Source organism: Leucobacter musarum subsp. musarum (assembly GCF_001273845.1).
Lineage (GTDB): Bacteria > Actinomycetota > Actinomycetes > Actinomycetales > Microbacteriaceae > Leucobacter > Leucobacter musarum.
Genome location: NZ_JHBW01000071.1, coordinates 1 through 14,837, shown reverse-complemented (window position 1 = coordinate 14,837; position 14,837 = coordinate 1). Strand labels below are relative to the sequence as shown.

17 protein-coding genes are annotated in these 14,837 nt (G+C 62.8%); all 17 read left to right on the top strand.

The genetic code is table 11. The annotated features are described in order from the left end of the window. Positions 1-26 precede the first annotated feature (26 nt). The gene (locus CH42_RS08045) at positions 27-497 is read left to right on the top strand and encodes an SAP domain-containing protein (RefSeq protein WP_053352708.1); all 471 of its coding nucleotides are present in this window, start codon (positions 27-29) and stop codon (positions 495-497) included. 8 nt (positions 498-505) lie between these two features. Continuing rightward, positions 506-901 (top strand): Gp19/Gp15/Gp42 family protein, encoded by a 396-nt coding sequence (locus tag CH42_RS08040; RefSeq protein WP_053352707.1) that lies wholly within the window; start codon positions 506-508, stop codon positions 899-901. Then, complete coding sequence (locus CH42_RS08035) at positions 901-1,290, top strand: hypothetical protein (protein WP_053352706.1); 390 nt, start codon at positions 901-903, stop codon at positions 1,288-1,290. Before CH42_RS08040 ends, CH42_RS08035 begins: the two co-directional genes overlap by 1 nt. Beyond that, a complete protein-coding gene (locus tag CH42_RS08030; protein WP_053352705.1) occupies positions 1,290-1,628 on the top strand; it encodes a DUF5403 family protein in 339 nt (112 codons plus the stop codon). The genes CH42_RS08035 and CH42_RS08030 overlap by 1 nt, the downstream gene beginning before the upstream one ends. Then, the gene (locus CH42_RS08025; protein ID WP_053352704.1) at positions 1,625-2,041 is read left to right on the top strand and encodes a hypothetical protein; all 417 of its coding nucleotides are present in this window, start codon (positions 1,625-1,627) and stop codon (positions 2,039-2,041) included. Before CH42_RS08030 ends, CH42_RS08025 begins: the two co-directional genes overlap by 4 nt. A 67-nt stretch (positions 2,042-2,108) precedes the next feature. Next, positions 2,109-2,702: a phage tail tube protein gene (locus CH42_RS08020; RefSeq protein WP_053352703.1), complete on the top strand. Its 594-nt coding sequence runs from the start codon at positions 2,109-2,111 to the stop codon at positions 2,700-2,702. Between the two features lie 97 nt (positions 2,703-2,799). Then, entirely contained in the window at positions 2,800-3,249 is a 450-nt protein-coding gene (locus tag CH42_RS08015) for a hypothetical protein (protein ID WP_053352702.1), read from the top strand. Positions 3,250-3,659: 410 nt separating this feature from the next. Further along, positions 3,660-6,776, top strand: a complete 3,117-nt coding sequence (locus tag CH42_RS08005) for a hypothetical protein (protein ID WP_156322512.1) — start codon at positions 3,660-3,662, stop codon at positions 6,774-6,776. A 10-nt stretch (positions 6,777-6,786) separates the two neighbouring features. Then, on the top strand, positions 6,787-7,671 hold the full coding sequence (locus tag CH42_RS08000) for a hypothetical protein (protein WP_053352699.1): 885 nt from the start codon (positions 6,787-6,789) through the stop codon (positions 7,669-7,671). Continuing rightward, positions 7,671-8,765, top strand: a complete 1,095-nt coding sequence (locus CH42_RS07995) for a hypothetical protein (RefSeq protein ID WP_053352698.1) — start codon at positions 7,671-7,673, stop codon at positions 8,763-8,765. Before CH42_RS08000 ends, CH42_RS07995 begins: the two co-directional genes overlap by 1 nt. A 420-nt stretch (positions 8,766-9,185) precedes the next feature. Further along, positions 9,186-10,253 (top strand): hypothetical protein, encoded by a 1,068-nt coding sequence (locus CH42_RS07990; protein ID WP_156322511.1) that lies wholly within the window; start codon positions 9,186-9,188, stop codon positions 10,251-10,253. Further along, a complete protein-coding gene (locus CH42_RS07985) occupies positions 10,246-12,351 on the top strand; it encodes a hypothetical protein (RefSeq protein WP_053352696.1) in 2,106 nt (701 codons plus the stop codon). Before CH42_RS07990 ends, CH42_RS07985 begins: the two co-directional genes overlap by 8 nt. 14 nt (positions 12,352-12,365) lie before the next feature. Further along, complete coding sequence (locus CH42_RS07980) at positions 12,366-12,623, top strand: hypothetical protein (protein WP_053352695.1); 258 nt, start codon at positions 12,366-12,368, stop codon at positions 12,621-12,623. Further along, complete coding sequence (locus CH42_RS07975) at positions 12,620-13,372, top strand: CHAP domain-containing protein (protein WP_053352694.1); 753 nt, start codon at positions 12,620-12,622, stop codon at positions 13,370-13,372. Before CH42_RS07980 ends, CH42_RS07975 begins: the two co-directional genes overlap by 4 nt. Before the next feature lie 170 nt (positions 13,373-13,542). Beyond that, the gene (locus tag CH42_RS07970) at positions 13,543-13,911 is read left to right on the top strand and encodes a hypothetical protein (RefSeq protein ID WP_053352693.1); all 369 of its coding nucleotides are present in this window, start codon (positions 13,543-13,545) and stop codon (positions 13,909-13,911) included. After that, entirely contained in the window at positions 13,904-14,275 is a 372-nt protein-coding gene (locus CH42_RS07965) for a hypothetical protein (protein ID WP_053352692.1), read from the top strand. The genes CH42_RS07970 and CH42_RS07965 overlap by 8 nt, the downstream gene beginning before the upstream one ends. A 15-nt stretch (positions 14,276-14,290) precedes the next feature. Next, positions 14,291-14,590, top strand: a complete 300-nt coding sequence (locus CH42_RS07960) for a hypothetical protein (RefSeq protein WP_053352691.1) — start codon at positions 14,291-14,293, stop codon at positions 14,588-14,590. Positions 14,591-14,837 lie beyond the last annotated feature (247 nt).

The window sequence follows — 14,837 nt, the reverse complement described above, 5'->3', positions numbered from 1 at the left end:
CTCTCCCGGCTTCCCAGGAGGAAACGATGAAGGTCTGCCAGACCATCAACCTGCTCGACGACCAGTTCCGACTCGTCACGCTGTCCCCCGGCGATGAAGTGCCGGAATGGGCAGTCGCTCGAGTCACCAACCCCGACGTGATCGCCGGCGACGACGATTTTGTCGAAGCTGTAGCTGCCGTTGCAGAAGCGGCGACCACGGCTTCTGAACCGGTCCCGCCCGTGTTGGACACCGGTGACGGTTACGACGCTCTCAACAAGAAGGATCTGCAGGAGCTGCTGTCGAAGCGCGAACTGCCCACTGCCGGCAACAAGCCGGAACTCATCGAGCGACTGCGCGAAGCCGACAAGGCTGCCGCCGCCGAAGAGGAAGTGGACCTGTGGTCGCTGAGCGTCGACGAGCTGAAGGCGTACGCCGAGAAGCACGAGATCGACGTCGAGGGCGCCAATACTTCGGAAGAGCTCGCCGCAGTCATCCAGTCCGCACAGAGCGAGTAGGAGCACTCATGGCTGTCACACTCCCCACGGTCGGTTACGACTGGGTTTGCGACGCCTTCGAGGGCGAGCCTGACGAGCTCGGGCGCAAGTCATACGTCGAGTCGAAGATTCGCCACACAGTGGGGAAACTCAAGACCCGTTTCGGACAAAGGATCGAGTCGAGACTGGCGGCAGGCCTCCTCGATGAGGATCTGTTCAAAGACACCGTCGCCGAGGCGGTACTTCGAATCATCCGTAACCCCGAGGGGTACACGACCGAACAACAGGGCAACTACTCGTACGGGCTGCGCGCCGTCGTCGCTTCCGGCTACCTCATGTTCACAGCCGAGAACATGCTCGATCTACTCGGTGAGGACTCACCGGTGATCGGCACGTTCGCCATCGGAGACCACCGGGGGGCCTGATGTCTATTCGAGGCAGAGGGCCCCACACGGTCATCATTCAGCCGCGCAAGGTCGAACGGTTCAGGGGTGCCGTCGATTACGTCGACGATGGCCCGCCGGTGAAGATCAAACGCTGCAGCGTCCAATCCGTCAGGGAATGGGCCACCGCTGAAGAAGAGTTCACATACGGCGTTACTTTGCTCTCCATGCGGCGCGTGTTCTCACGCACCTGGCCAGCAGACGCGAACGGGCTCGTCTACTTCAATGGCGGCATCTTCGAGACAGTCGGAGATCCGCAGCACATGGACGGGTCGAGGCGCACAGAGCACTGGGTCACGACGATCAAGTGGCTGGGCGACGGCCCCGCACCGGACGTCCCCGATCCGGACGAACACGAAGAAGGTGACTGATGGCGAGCGTCGAATCACACGTCCGACTCACTGCCGCGATCATTGCCGGCGGCGACCCCGCAATGGACCGTGCCGCGGCGAAGCTGAAGACGAATCTCGTGGCCGAGGCCGCGAGACACAATCTCACCTCCGCGTTCATGAACAGCTTCGAGTCAGCCACAGTGCCCGGAGAATCTGGGTCCGGCCAGCAGGTCAGCGACCGCGTCGTGTACTCAACGGACCCCGGCGCGATGGCGATCAACTACGGACGCAAGTACACCGACAAGGAAACGGGCGAAGTCACCCGAGTACCCGGCAAGCACGTCTTCGAACGCGCAGTCGGGAGGACCTCAGGATGAACACGAAGCCTGTACTTCCCGACTTCGACGCGTTCTTCGACGCCTTAATCACTGCCGCAGTGCCCGACACGGTCACTGCGATTCAGGACCAGCACGCCGACAGTTACGACGAAGTGCCTTTCGTCTCCTGGACCGCGATCAATCAGGGCCAGTACGACTATGGCCTCTGGAACGTCACGCTGGTGCTCAACCTCCTGGCAGCGCCGCGAGACGTCTTCGGCCATTCTGCCCATCTGTACGCAGCGATCCAGAACTGGTCCATCCCAGGCGAAGGCGTCATGCCCGAAATCGCGGCGATCAACACCGTCGAGGATGCCAGCGTATTCGACAAGGTCAGCGAGATCCGCCTCCCCGGCAAACACCTGTCTCAGGCCGTAGCCACGTTCAGACTCACGGTCCAAGACCTGACCTGAACGCTCCACGCAACCCACTTCAAGCCCGCCCACTCGGCGGGCTTTTTGCATTTCTGAAGGAGAAATCATGGGCGTCAACCCCAACGCGATGATCGTTCCCGGTAACGGCACGATCTTCCACGCACCGAAGGCAGTCGCACTGCCCGCCAGCCCACTCACCGCATTCACGCTCACCGGCACTCCGCCGACGGGCTGGACGAACCTCGGGCACACCAGCCGCGAGAACACCCTCGGCTTCAGTCGTGAGGGCGGCGAGGCGTCCTCGATCGGCACCTGGCTCGCCGACGCGACGAAGACGATCTACTCCGCGGTGTCGTGGTCGATGACCATCCCCGCGCTGCAGTTCGACAACGACGTGCTCGACATGGCCTTCAACGGCGATTTCGACGAGGCCACCGGCGGCTACATCATCCCCGGGCAGACCGCCGCGGTGGAGACGCAGCTGTTCGTCCTCATGCAGGACAACACCGGAAAGCTCGGCTTCTGGGTGCCGAACTCCGAAGTCACCCTCGGTGAGCCGCCGACCGTGAACCGAGAGCAGTACCTCGAGCTTCCGCTCACCGCGTCCATCAACGCGGCGGCCGACGACGTGATCCCCGCGGTTGATGGCCGCCCCGGAATCATGGAGCTCTTCAAGACCGGCCTGGCCGCTACTCCGTAGCCCTGGGCCCACCTCGACCCCCGGCGCGCCATGCGGACCCGCGCCGGGGGTTTCTTCATCCTCTGGTCCGCTCACCACCCAGCAGAAAGGTCCGCACATGACCGCCAAAAAGGGCCCCGCGCCGACAGAACCGATCGAGACCGAGAACGAGCAGCCGACGGCCGAACAGATCCTCGAAGCCGAGGCGGAACTTGAAGATGTCCTCGCCGACCTCCCCCAACTTCGCCCCCCGCACGAGCTCCGCCTCGCTGCCCGGAACAAGATCAAGACGATCCGCCTCGAGCATGGACGCGATCTCGTCCGCATCGTGGGCAAGGTTCGAGAAGGCGCGCCGATCGCGGACCTGCCCGAAGACACTCAAGTCGAGTATCTGAAGCACATGATGAGCGTGCAGGAAGCCGTCGACGAGTTCGCCGAGTCGATCGCCATCGACCGTGCCGGCTACATCGAGTGGTCGAACAAGCACGCCGACGACTACACGCCGTTCATCGCGCTGCTCTTCCGTTACGCCGATGCAGCGGGGGAATCCAACGGCTCTGCGAGCTGATCGACAAGTACGACCACAGCCCGGACTTTCCCGGGTCGCTGACCGCTGACCTCGACCAGTTCCATCACGGGCTCAAGCTCGATGACGTGTGGGCCGGTCGGGTCAGCGTTCAGCATGTACTCGTCCTCGCAGGGCAACTCCAACTCAACCCGATGTCACGCTGCCGGATGATCGCGCTCGGCGGCGACCCGCGGTGGATCGGGTGGGACTCAAACTCTGAGCTCGCTGCATCGCAGTTCGACCTCATTCATCAATTCGCCGCCGGCGAGAAGTTCACGGAGGCGGACAAGTTCCCTCGACCGGGACAATCCGCTGGCCGCTCTAACGAGCCCACGGAACTCTTCGCTCCGACGATTGCGGACTTCAATGTCGGCGCGTTCATGCAGCGCGTCCACTCGTAGGAGGACACTATGGCCGCTCCCTCCCTGGGAAAACGAGCCGGAACGATGCACGTTCGGGTACTCCCGAACACGAAGCATTTCCCCCGCGAACTGCGCCAGCAGCTACAGCGCATTGAGAAATCGATGCCTCCGCTCGAGGTGCAGATCTCGAAGGCGAACGTACACACGCAGAAGCTAAAGCGATCGATTCAGGCGCAGCTCGCCGGTATCCGAGACCTTGAAGTGAACGTGGAGGCGAAGGTCGACTCGTCACGAGCGCTTCGCGCGCTTGAGGAGGTCTCGAAGGCTCGCCATGTCGACCTGATGCCAGAACTCGACAAGGCTCTCCTTCGCCGCATCAGCAACGAAGTTGAGAAGTCGGTTCGCACCATTGAGGCGCGGATCACGCCGACGCTTGACGAGGAGCAGCTGCGTCCACGTGTAGATGCGTTGACGAACGAGCTGAAGAAACTCGAGAAGCATCTCCACATCTCGGTCCTGAACGAGGAAGAGCGGCTGCAGATCCGGCACCGGATCCATTCGATCAGCGAAGAGCTCGACGACATGGCGAAGGACCGCACTGTCCGCGTCGACATCAACCCGTTCACGGCTTGGGCCTCGGCACGTCTGGCGTGGCTCGCACGCACGCGATTCGTCGAGATCATCCCCCGGGTGTCCAAGGCGGCCCTCGCGAAGGCTGTCACCGCGCTCTCCGCGCTGTCGGGTGCTCGCCTCTCGTACGACTACCTGAAACGGTTCTCGGACTGGATGAGCGAGATCGACAAGAAGCTTCCCGCTTTGACGTTCGGTGTCACCGGCATCACGACAGCATTCTCCGGGCTCATGGGCGCTGTCTCGGGCATCGTCGGGATCGGCGACGGCCTGGCCGCGACTCTGCCGTCGCTTCTGCTGTTGCCAGGTTTGTTGGCCGGTGCAGTGCTCTCTGGCGTCGCGCTCTTCGTCGCCATGAAAGACGCGAAGGACCAACTGAACGAGCTCGGCGACTCGTACAAGAACCTCGGCGAGATCATCTCGGCGAATTACTGGGCCGAAGCGCGACAACCGATCATCGACTTCTCGAACTCGGTGATGCCTCAGCTCGAGCGATCGTTCGAGAAGACCTCGGCCGCGATTGGACGGTTCACGGCCGGACTCGCGAAGTCGTTCCAAGCGGAGTTCGACAACGGTCGCCTCGAGGCGATGTTCGACGGCCTCGCCGCGTCTTGGGACGTGCTCTCGACAGGGACCGACGCGTTCGCCGGCGCGATCACCAACCTCGGCCTCGTGGCGGCGCGGTACATGCCGCGACTTGCCGGATGGTTCGTGCGGCTCTCGAACCAGTTCGACAACTGGCTCTCCGACGTCGCCACAGACGGCCGCCTCGACGGTTGGATCGAAGAATCGATCGACGCGTTTTACGCCCTCTGGGATGTGGCAGCCGCCACAACCGGAATCTTCCAGGGACTGTGGAAGGCCGCCGAAGCTGCAGGCTCCGGCGGCCTTCGTGGATTCGCCGACATGCTCCTCGATTGGGAGAAAGCCATCAACGGGGCGAAGTGGCAGGAAACCCTGACCGCGATGTTCCGCGGGGCGGGCGTCGCGATGGATGGATTCGGTGCCGGACTCGAGCGAATCGGCAACATGCTCTATGAGCAGCGAGACACACTCGAGTACTTCATGGGCACGGCTGGTGAAGCCCTCGGCGGCTTCATCGGAGCTGTTGCCGATGCACTCGCACGGCCTGAGGTCTCCGAAGGCCTGCGCGGCTTCATCGACGGCGTCGCAAGTGGCCTCGAGTCTCTTGAGCCTGCTCTCGCTCCGATGGCTGACGCATTCGGTGAGCTTGCTGGCTTCGCCGGCGACCTGGCTGAAGCGATCGGCCCAGTGTTGCAAACCGCTCTCGAAACAGCCTCGGGGCTTATCTCCGGTCTCATCGAATCGTTTGAAGATAACGATGTTGTCCAGAGGCTCGCCGATGCCTTCAACTCATTTCTCGACAATGGCGCTGCGCCAGTGCTCGAGCAATTGGCCGACGTTGTTGGCGACAAGTTGGTTCCTGCCCTCGTCCATCTCTTCGAAAGTGGTCTGCCTGCGCTGAGCGGACTGCTTGCACTGCTCGGCCCCACCGCGATCGCATCAGTTGGAGATTTCGCGGACAAGGTCGGAAGCCTGACCAAGTCTCTCGAGGGCATCCAAAGCATGTGGGAGTACTTCACTGGTGCGAAAGAAACCGGAGAAGGGACCGCCGGTGAAGCATCAGGCTTGCTCGAGTTCCTGACCAACATCCTTTCGGTCACAAATCCCGTCATCAACGCGCTGCTCGACGTTACCGATCATTTTGGTGGCCTGGGCAACGTCGTCAATGAACTGGGGAACTCCCTCGGAGGGTTCGTCGCTGAAGCGCAATTCAACTTCACGCAGTTCCAGTTGGCTGCATCGCTTGCGCTTGGGAACGTGGTCGCCTGGATTGCCGCGCTTCCAGGGAAGATCGGCGCCATATTCGCGGGCGCGAGCGCCTGGCTTATCAACAAGGGTGCCGAGGTCCTCAACGGGTTACGAAACGGATTTGATAGCGGCTGGCTGTCGGTCTCGTTCTGGCTCGCCGGTGTGCCCGGTCGAGTCATGAACTATTTCGCCGGTGCTGGGGCGTGGCTGATCTCATCCGGTGCCGCCCTCTTGAGGGGCTTCGCTGCCGGGGTGGCGTCCGCGGTAGGGGATGCCGCGGCTCAGGTTGCGTCTGCAGTCGAACACATCCGCGGACTGTTCCCGAATAGTCCCGCAAAATGGGGCCCGTTCTCGGGCCGCGGGTGGGTTTCATACTCGGGCGTTGCCGTCGGTGAGACGTTCGGCGGGTCGATCGCGTCCTCGATCGACAAGTCGCGGACCAAGGTAGCGCGCTCCCTCAGCGGGATCCGTGGGGAGTTTGCGTCTCTGTCTGGCGATGTCTCCGGCATGGGCTTCGACGTGACCAGTCAGTACGCCGTCGATCGCGCCCACGCTGCGCGTATCGGCGGTGGCATCACACCGCTCTCTGACGGCTCCACCGGCGCTTCGACTCAGATCACGGCGAACTTCGTTCAGCCCGAACAACGCGAGCAATTCCGCGAGTTCTCGTCGCTCATGCAGCGCGAACTCCGACGAAGTTAGGAGGCCGCGCATGTGGTCATTGAAGTACGACGGAACCGCCTACTCCTTCGACCACGTCGCGGTCACATCTGTCGAGATCGAGGGTCGGTCGTATCGCGTTGACGATGCGGCCAACCCTCGAGCCGACGGGGTCGCATTCGGGCAGGACTTTGCGGATCCGGGCGACATCAAGCTGAAGCTGCTGCTGACGTTCCAGACGACGCGGAACCTCACTATGCAGCGGGCAAAACTGAAGGAAGCAGCTGATTCGTTCCTTCGCGCTTGGGATGCGAAAGCGCTCCGCGCAACGGCCGGCGCATTGGGTGAACTCACCATCCCGTCGCTCGGCCTCTTCGAGGGGCGCCCACGACGTGCCGAGTGGGATTGGTCGACCTTCGGGTTGGGCTATCTCACCGGTGCCGCCACATTCGTGCGCTCCGATCTCCTCACCTATGTGCTCAACGAGTCGGGCGGAGCGCCCTGGCAGTCGGCAACGCTCGGCCTTGTTCCGGCTCAAGTCGGCGGCATCAAGTCGCCGCTGAAGGCGCCGCTTCGCACTTCGGTCGAGTCTTCCCGCGCTGCACCGCTGGTCGTCGGCGGCAGCGCAGAAGCGTGGGGCATCTACGACCTCAAGGGCCCGATCCAGTCGAACGCTCAAATCGAGGTTCCCAATCGCTGGCGGCTCTATCTGAACCGATCCCTCGCTTACAACCAGACGGCGCGTATCGACACGCGCCCCGGCCGGCGAGGCACCTACCTCAACGGCAAGCCCGTGCAGCTTCTCGACCCGCGTTCATCGCTGCTCGACGACTGCGCGCTTTTGCCGGGCCAGAACGTACTTGCCCTCAGGGGCGCGTCGATCGAGGGCACCGCATCGGTGTCCGTGCGATGGCGAGACACGAAAGAGAGCATCTGATGGCAACATCACACTGGTTCGTCGGCGGCGGTGCCGAACACACCGCAGAGATGGTTCGGCGCGACACCAACGCGAAGCTCGGCGGCGCAGAGGGAATCTGCGCCGTGAACGATTTGCGGGTCCTGCAGCAGCCGGTCGCCGTCGGCTCAATTCGCGTGACCATCGGTTCCGCTTACATCACTTCCCGCTACGCGAGTGCGATCAACGAGACGTACATGGGGTCGGTGACCTCGCAGGAAACCGTCACGATTCCGCAGAACGCCGGCACTGGGGTGCGCCGCGATCTCATCGTGATGCGGGTCCGGGATCCTTACGTGCAGGGGTCCCCGTGGCCGGATCCCGGCGCAAACATCAGCGACCCCGAAGCGGCAGAGGAAGCTCGAGCCAACGCGAAGTACGTCTACATCGAGCGGATCCCGTCAGTCCCTGCCGGCACACGGCGACTACAGAGCGTTGCCGGGTACGAGAACGATACTGCGGTGACTCTCGCCCGGATCGACGTCCCTGCGGCGACGAGCGCGATCACTTCGGCGATGATCACGGACCTTCGCGAGGTCGCGCGGCCGCGGCGGTCCGAAGTCGTGTTCGCCCGTCCGCGCATCGCAGCCGACGACACCGCACAGCGATACCTGACAGGACGCGTCGCCAATGGCGGCGAGTTCTTCCCCGGTGGCAATGGTGCGGCGAACGAGTTCCAAGTCGACGTGCCGATCTGGGCCACCCGCATCGTCATCGATGCCCGGTGGATGGCGATCTACTACGGCGCCGGCAAGAACCCCCACGGTCGTTACTGGATGGAGTACGGCGACGAGTACCGAAACCACACGTGGCCGAACAAGCAGCAGTACGAGTACACGACCCAGCATTTCAACTTCAATGCGCCATTGACCAACGATGAGCGCACCACTGACTGGTCCCTGATGGATGAGCTGCCGATCCCCGCGAAGTACCGCGGGAAGACGATCACGTTCGCATTCAAGGCCGGCCTCGACGCTTCGAGTTCGAACGCGAGCGTGGTGTGGATGAACTGGTCCGGTGGCCTCGGCTGCCGTCTGACGTTCGCAGAGCGAGCGGTAGACGACGACATTCTCTAGGAGGCACACGTGGGTTCGAGCGCCCCGAAGATTCGGTACTCCGCGCAGCGAGTAGGCACGAACGAATGGCTACACTACGATCTGCCACTCGATACTGACGGCCCCGAGTACACCCTCTCCGGCTATGAGGTCATCGACGCGACAATCGCACCCGAACGGTTCGAACGTCTCGCAGAGGACGGGCACCCGGTCCTGTGGAAATGGGGCACCTGGATCCACGTCGAACTCCCCGGCGGGCGCGACTGGACAGGAATCGTGGAAGACGTCTGGGGCGAAGGGGCGAAGCTGCGCGTCAAGATACGTGAGTGGCTCGGGTATCTCGACGGGCTCACATTCACAGCGACGCTTTGGGGCATCAACTCGGACCCCGCCGGACTCGCCGCGACTCTGTTCAAGCACGTCGGCTCATTCACACACGGCTTGAAAGGGGTCGAGGTTGTTGGCTCGACCCCCACTCGTGTGGGGACTCGGTCCGACAACATCGCGGCTGAATTGAAAGCCGTGATGGAGTCACGAAAGGCCGCATGGGAGGCGTTCTCGAAGCCGCGCAAGGAGTTGGAAGCGAAGGTCAAGAAGATCTCTCGCCCCTACGATCGCCATATCACGCTGCTGAACCGCGAGCGACGCATCCTCTCCGACAGTTGGGCGGACGCGGTGGCTCGGAAACTCGATGCGGAGATCATCAAAGCTCGGAAGGCACTCGTCACCGCGAAAGACGAACAGATCAAGGCACAGCGCGATCAGAAGGACGCGCTCGTCGGGACGATGAAGACGCGCATCGAGGATCTCGCTTTCGAGGAAACTCCTCTAAAAGAGGCTTACGACGCTGCGAAGTCGGATTACGACGATGCCAAGAAGCAGGCCCAGGAAGACGGCGGAGCATGGAAAGTGCTCGCGGACGACACCCCGGACTGCTGGAAAGTCCTTCAGGATCTCGCCGCTGCCGGCCCGTTCGACTTCACCACGGAAACCGAGTACTCCACCGGAGCGCCCGTACTGAAATTACTCATCCACTTTCCGGCGCGGGGCCGCGCACGTGATGATCTCGTGTTCGAGCTCGGCAGCAACATCAGCGAAATGCCGCAGGTCGAAGTTCCCGTTGACTACGCCTCTGAGGTAATCGTGCTCGGCGCCGGCGAAGGGTCAGGCGACGACAAGAAGACCTTGCGTGAATCGATCAGCGTTGAAGACCCGAGGCTGCGTCGCAACGAAGTGTTCTCCGATCCGTCCATCACCAAGCGCGCCACTCTGCGCGCAGTCGGGCGGAACGAGCTGCGCCGCCTACGGGCAGAGGTAGTCGTTCCGGAGATCACCGTGCGCGGGACCGACAACGTTCCCATCGGGGCTTGGTCCCCCGGCGACATCATTACCGTCCGACTCCGCAACGTGCCCCACTTCGGCCGCGTCACCGTGAAGCACCGGATCCGGTCTTGGAAACGCGTCGACACGAACAAGGCAATCATCAGATTGGAGCCCCTCGATGGCTGATCGGGAGATAGAGCTCCTTGCCCGCGAAATAGCGAAACTGAAGCGCAGCGTCGCCGGCCTCGCCCAGACTCGACAGGTCTCACGCACGATCGTGAATGACGTTGAACTCGGCGACACCGTCCTTGAGGCGCAGGAAGTCGCGTTCATCGTCGACGAGCACTCAGCCGATCTGGATTTCCTGGACGACGGAACCGGCTTATACGAAGCGGACACAGCTCAGGATGCCGCTGATGCGGCTCACGAAGCCAAAGTGCGAGTAGTGGAGGCTGAAGCTGAACTCGAAGCTGCTCGCGCTGAGCTCGACGAGAAGCTGCATGAGCTGGAGTCGAGTCTTACTGAGGCAGACGGCCGCATCACTGCGGCGAAGCAGCGTGCGGATGATGCGTTCGGGGTGGCTACTGCTGCGTCTGGTGATGCGTCGGAGGCGGCGCAGGCGGCGTCTGATGCTCAGACTGCGGCGGATGATGCGAAGGATCTTGCGGTGAATGCTGCGACTGCTGCGTCGTCGGCGTTGGGTCAGGTGGGTGATAAGTCGACGGTGCTGATTCAGTCGACGGCACCGTTCACACAGTTCCAGGTGTCATCCACCCTCTGGATTGATACGACCGGGGGTGCGAATACTCCGAAGCGGTGGAATGGTTCGGACTGGATTGAGGTGGCGGATAAGGCTGCGCGGGATGCTGCGGCTTTGGCCGTGCAGGCTGCGGCAGATGCTGCTGAGGCGCAGTCGGCGGCGGGTACTGCTCAGTCAAATGCGTCGGCTGCGTTGACGATGGCTGGGACGAAGAGCCGCGTCTACTACTCGACTGCGGCACCGTCTGGTACGGCGACGGCTGTGGGCGATTTGTGGCGTCGGCGTGACTTGAGCCAGAACATCATCGCTGAATGGTTTTGGGATGGTTCGGGGTGGGTGGCGACGAAAGTTTCTTCGGACGCGATCGCGAACCTTGATGTGGGGAAGCTCACCGTCGGTACTGGCATCATCTCCGATCTCGTCGCACAAAATATCGCAGCCCGTACTGCCACGTTCATGGAGTTGAATGTCGATCGTCTCGTGGCTACGGGTACCGCGACGATCGCTGCTGCAGTGATTGAGAAGCTGTACACGGATGTCGTGAAGGCGAAGTTGCTGACAGTGACTGAGAAGATCATCGCCAATGACATCTTCGCGGCTGGCGTGGTGAGTGCGAGCGCTCTCGCGTCGAACGCAATCGATGGCAAAGTCATCACGGGTGCCCTGATCCGCACCGCAGCCTCCGGGCAACGCGTGCAGATCGATACTGTCGGCATTCGCGCATTCAACTCGAGCGGATCAGAGACCGCTGTTCTTACCGCCACGGACGGTGGATTGCGGCTGACAGGGTTCTTCGAGATGCGCAGGGGTACGGGAGGCTCGAACCCCTGGGCGTACATCAGCGAGAACGAATTCGGAGTCTCGGAGCAGCAAAGTGGTGGCGGCTCATATGCGCACGTCCGGCCGTTTCAGGTTGCCACCGACACTTCAGTGCTTCCCGCCAGTGCGAACTACACGCGCGGCGGTGCTGCGCTGCGCGGGGGCGGACCTAACGGAGGAGGCAGCCCGGGGCTGGACATCTACGCGACGAGCGGTGCATCGATGGCTATGCGGGCGAGTTCCACTGACATCAACGCGATCGTTTCGAACGGAAATCTCAACCTCCGCGCGAACGCATCCAACAGGCGCGTCTACCTTTATGGCGGTAACGGAATCTACCTCGATGGGGCGACAACGTTCTCGGAGTGGCCCTCGTTCCCCGGCGACTCAGCAGCGGCCGCCCTGCCGGGATTTGTCGAAGGCGGCTTCAGTATCGTCACGGCCTCGTTCGAGGTACGCGGGGGAACCCTGTTCATCTCGCTCAACGTCACCGGGAACATCACCCAGGGTTCAGGTGTCGATGTCTGGAACAGCCTCCCGGCACGGTTGCGGCCGTCGTCCAACAGACAAGCTGCTGCGTGGCTGAACGGCGGGTATGCGGGCGTTGCGTGGGTTCGATCCAACGGAACAATCGCGGTCGCGAACCAGACCGGTGCGACACGAACCTCAGCCCAGTTCACCGTCTCTTACCCCTACCCGGGCTGACCGGAAGGAGATCGATGTCTTACCTGACACAGTCGCGGCTGGCCCGCGACAGCGACCTTTTGCAGCGCATCACCGCGTGTGCCGCGATCGAGGGATTGTCCGACCCGCAATCGTGGGCGGCGAACCGTGCGTGGCAGTTTTCGGCACAGCCGGGATGGGTCGCCGCGTACAAGACCGCCGGCACAAATCCCGGAGCGAACGAAACCGCGATCACCGACGCAATGATCCTCACCGCCGTGCGCGCACTGAATAACGAGGAGACCACAACATGACCCCAACAGTCGACTCGCTCGGAGGCTACATCGCCTCGGTGCGTTCGCGTTTCATCGACGTCGACGGCTGGTTCGGTGCGCAGTGCTGGGACCAGTGGTCGCACTACGCGACGAACTTCCTCGGCGTTCCCGTACTCACCACGTATGCGGACGCCGGGGGCAGCTGGCCCCATTCCGGGTACGCGTGCAACGTGTTCCACAACGCGCGCTCTGCCGGCCTCGAGCGTTGGTTCGAGATCCTGCCAGCGTCCGCTACCCCGCGCGCCGGCGACGTAGCGTTCTGGGACTTCGGGAGCGCTTGGTATCCGTGGTCGCACGTTGCGACCGTGCTCGAGGTCCTTCCCGGCGGCCGGCTCCTGCGCTGCCTCACACAGAACCCTGGCGCTGTGCAGATCGCTGACCTCATCACGAATGGGCTCATCGGTTACCTCAGGCCGCGAGCTCTCATCCTCGGCGGTGTCGACGCATCGCCGACCGCCACTCTCACCGCATCAACGAAGCTCGCAGCGCAAGCGCGTCTGCGGCGACGGAAGGAAGATCCCATGCACCTCGTCATCCTCAAGCAGCAGGCCCGCAGCGACGGCTCCGCAGCGTACGCCATCTACAAGCCAGGCGTTCCCGGCTCGTGGGAAGAGTTCGATAACTTCACCGCGCGAGGCATGTACGCGAACAGCCTTTCTTCGCAGTTCGGGCAGCCGATGGAAGTCACCCTGAAGCGTTGGTCGGAGCTGCAGAAGAAGTACAGCTGATGCCAACGATCGTCCCGATTCTCGGGGCGTGCTGCGCAGCGCTGGTGGTACTGGCTGTCATCTTCGCTGCGCAGCATCTGCTGCAGCGCACTTCTGGCTCGTTTCGGTCCCTGGCTTCCCGGGTGTGGGACTCACTGCAACCAAACCGTGTCAGGAAGCTTCTCGCATCCGTGGCATACGCGGCCGCATTCATGTGCGGGCTCTCGACGCTGCTGTGGCCGCCGCGCAGCATCGAAGGCGTGCTCGGCGTACTGACACCAATGTTCGGGCTCTTCTACCTGCTCGGCGGCGCGGCCGCTCTGGCCGTCGTGTTCCGTGGTTGGTGGTGGCTCGAGCGGATGGCTATCGGCGCGATCCTTGTCGGAGTCGCGATCTACATCATCGTCGTGCTCTCACTCCACTGGCAGTCCGCGATGGGGTCGAGACTCTCGCAGTACTGGGCGATCGCCGTCTCGGTTCCCCTCCTCGTGTACCGGCTCGCCGACATCTACCCTCACCCCTACGAACCGAGACCGGAGACAGCGAGGCGGGATGGATGAGCGAACAACCCAACTCCTTGTAGCCGTCATCGGGTCCGGCTTCTTCACGTGGGCCGGGCCCGCACTCTTCCGACGCTGGCAGTCGTGGAGACAGGGCGCCGAGAAGCGGAAGCGCCAAGACCTCGATCGCATGGCCGCCGAGAAGGCTGTGGCCGAAGCACGAGCCGCCGCGGCGCTCGTTGTTGCGGCCGACGCCGAGAAAGCTCGCGACGACGCAGTAGAGGATCGCCGCGCTGCGGAGCGCGAGCGCGATGACGAGGCAGCGCTCCGGCGACGCTACGCCGAGTCCCTTTCGTTGCACCGCCGCATCATCACCGAGGCCGAGTGCCTCGACCCATCAGCGCTGCCCGATTGGCCGGCGTAACCCGAAGGAGAACGAATGCCCCAGATCATTCCCGAAGCGACCCGGATCGCCGCCAAGCGCGGTTTCATCAGGTCGACTGCTCAGGCCTACGCGACCGCGATCGCCGGCGGTATCAGCACGACCGCGATCCTCGCCGTCGTCACCGGCGACGTGCCCCTGGTGGCCACGGTCGTGACTTGGTCGGTCGCGGCGCTCTCGCCGCTGGCGGCCGGTGCAGCGTCGTATCTCAGCATCCTGTCCAAGGGCATCCCCGAGGACTACCAACCAGGCACCGACGATGCCTCTCGTGGCAAGTACGGTGATCACGCCGCCTGAAACAAAACCGAATCAAAATGAGACCAAGCATTTTGATTCAGCGAGCACGACAACGCCCCCTCTCCCGAGCCCTGAGCCTGGGAGAGGGGGCGTTTTGTGCGTGTATCAAGCTGTGGCCGCTCGTCTGCGCATTGGGGATGGACTTACGAGCGACCAACTTGAGTATGGCAGCCCTGTAATCTTTCGCGGTGTGCATCGTTCAAGCCGGCGTGCCGCATGCGCTGTAATGCATCGTTTGGGTCTGATG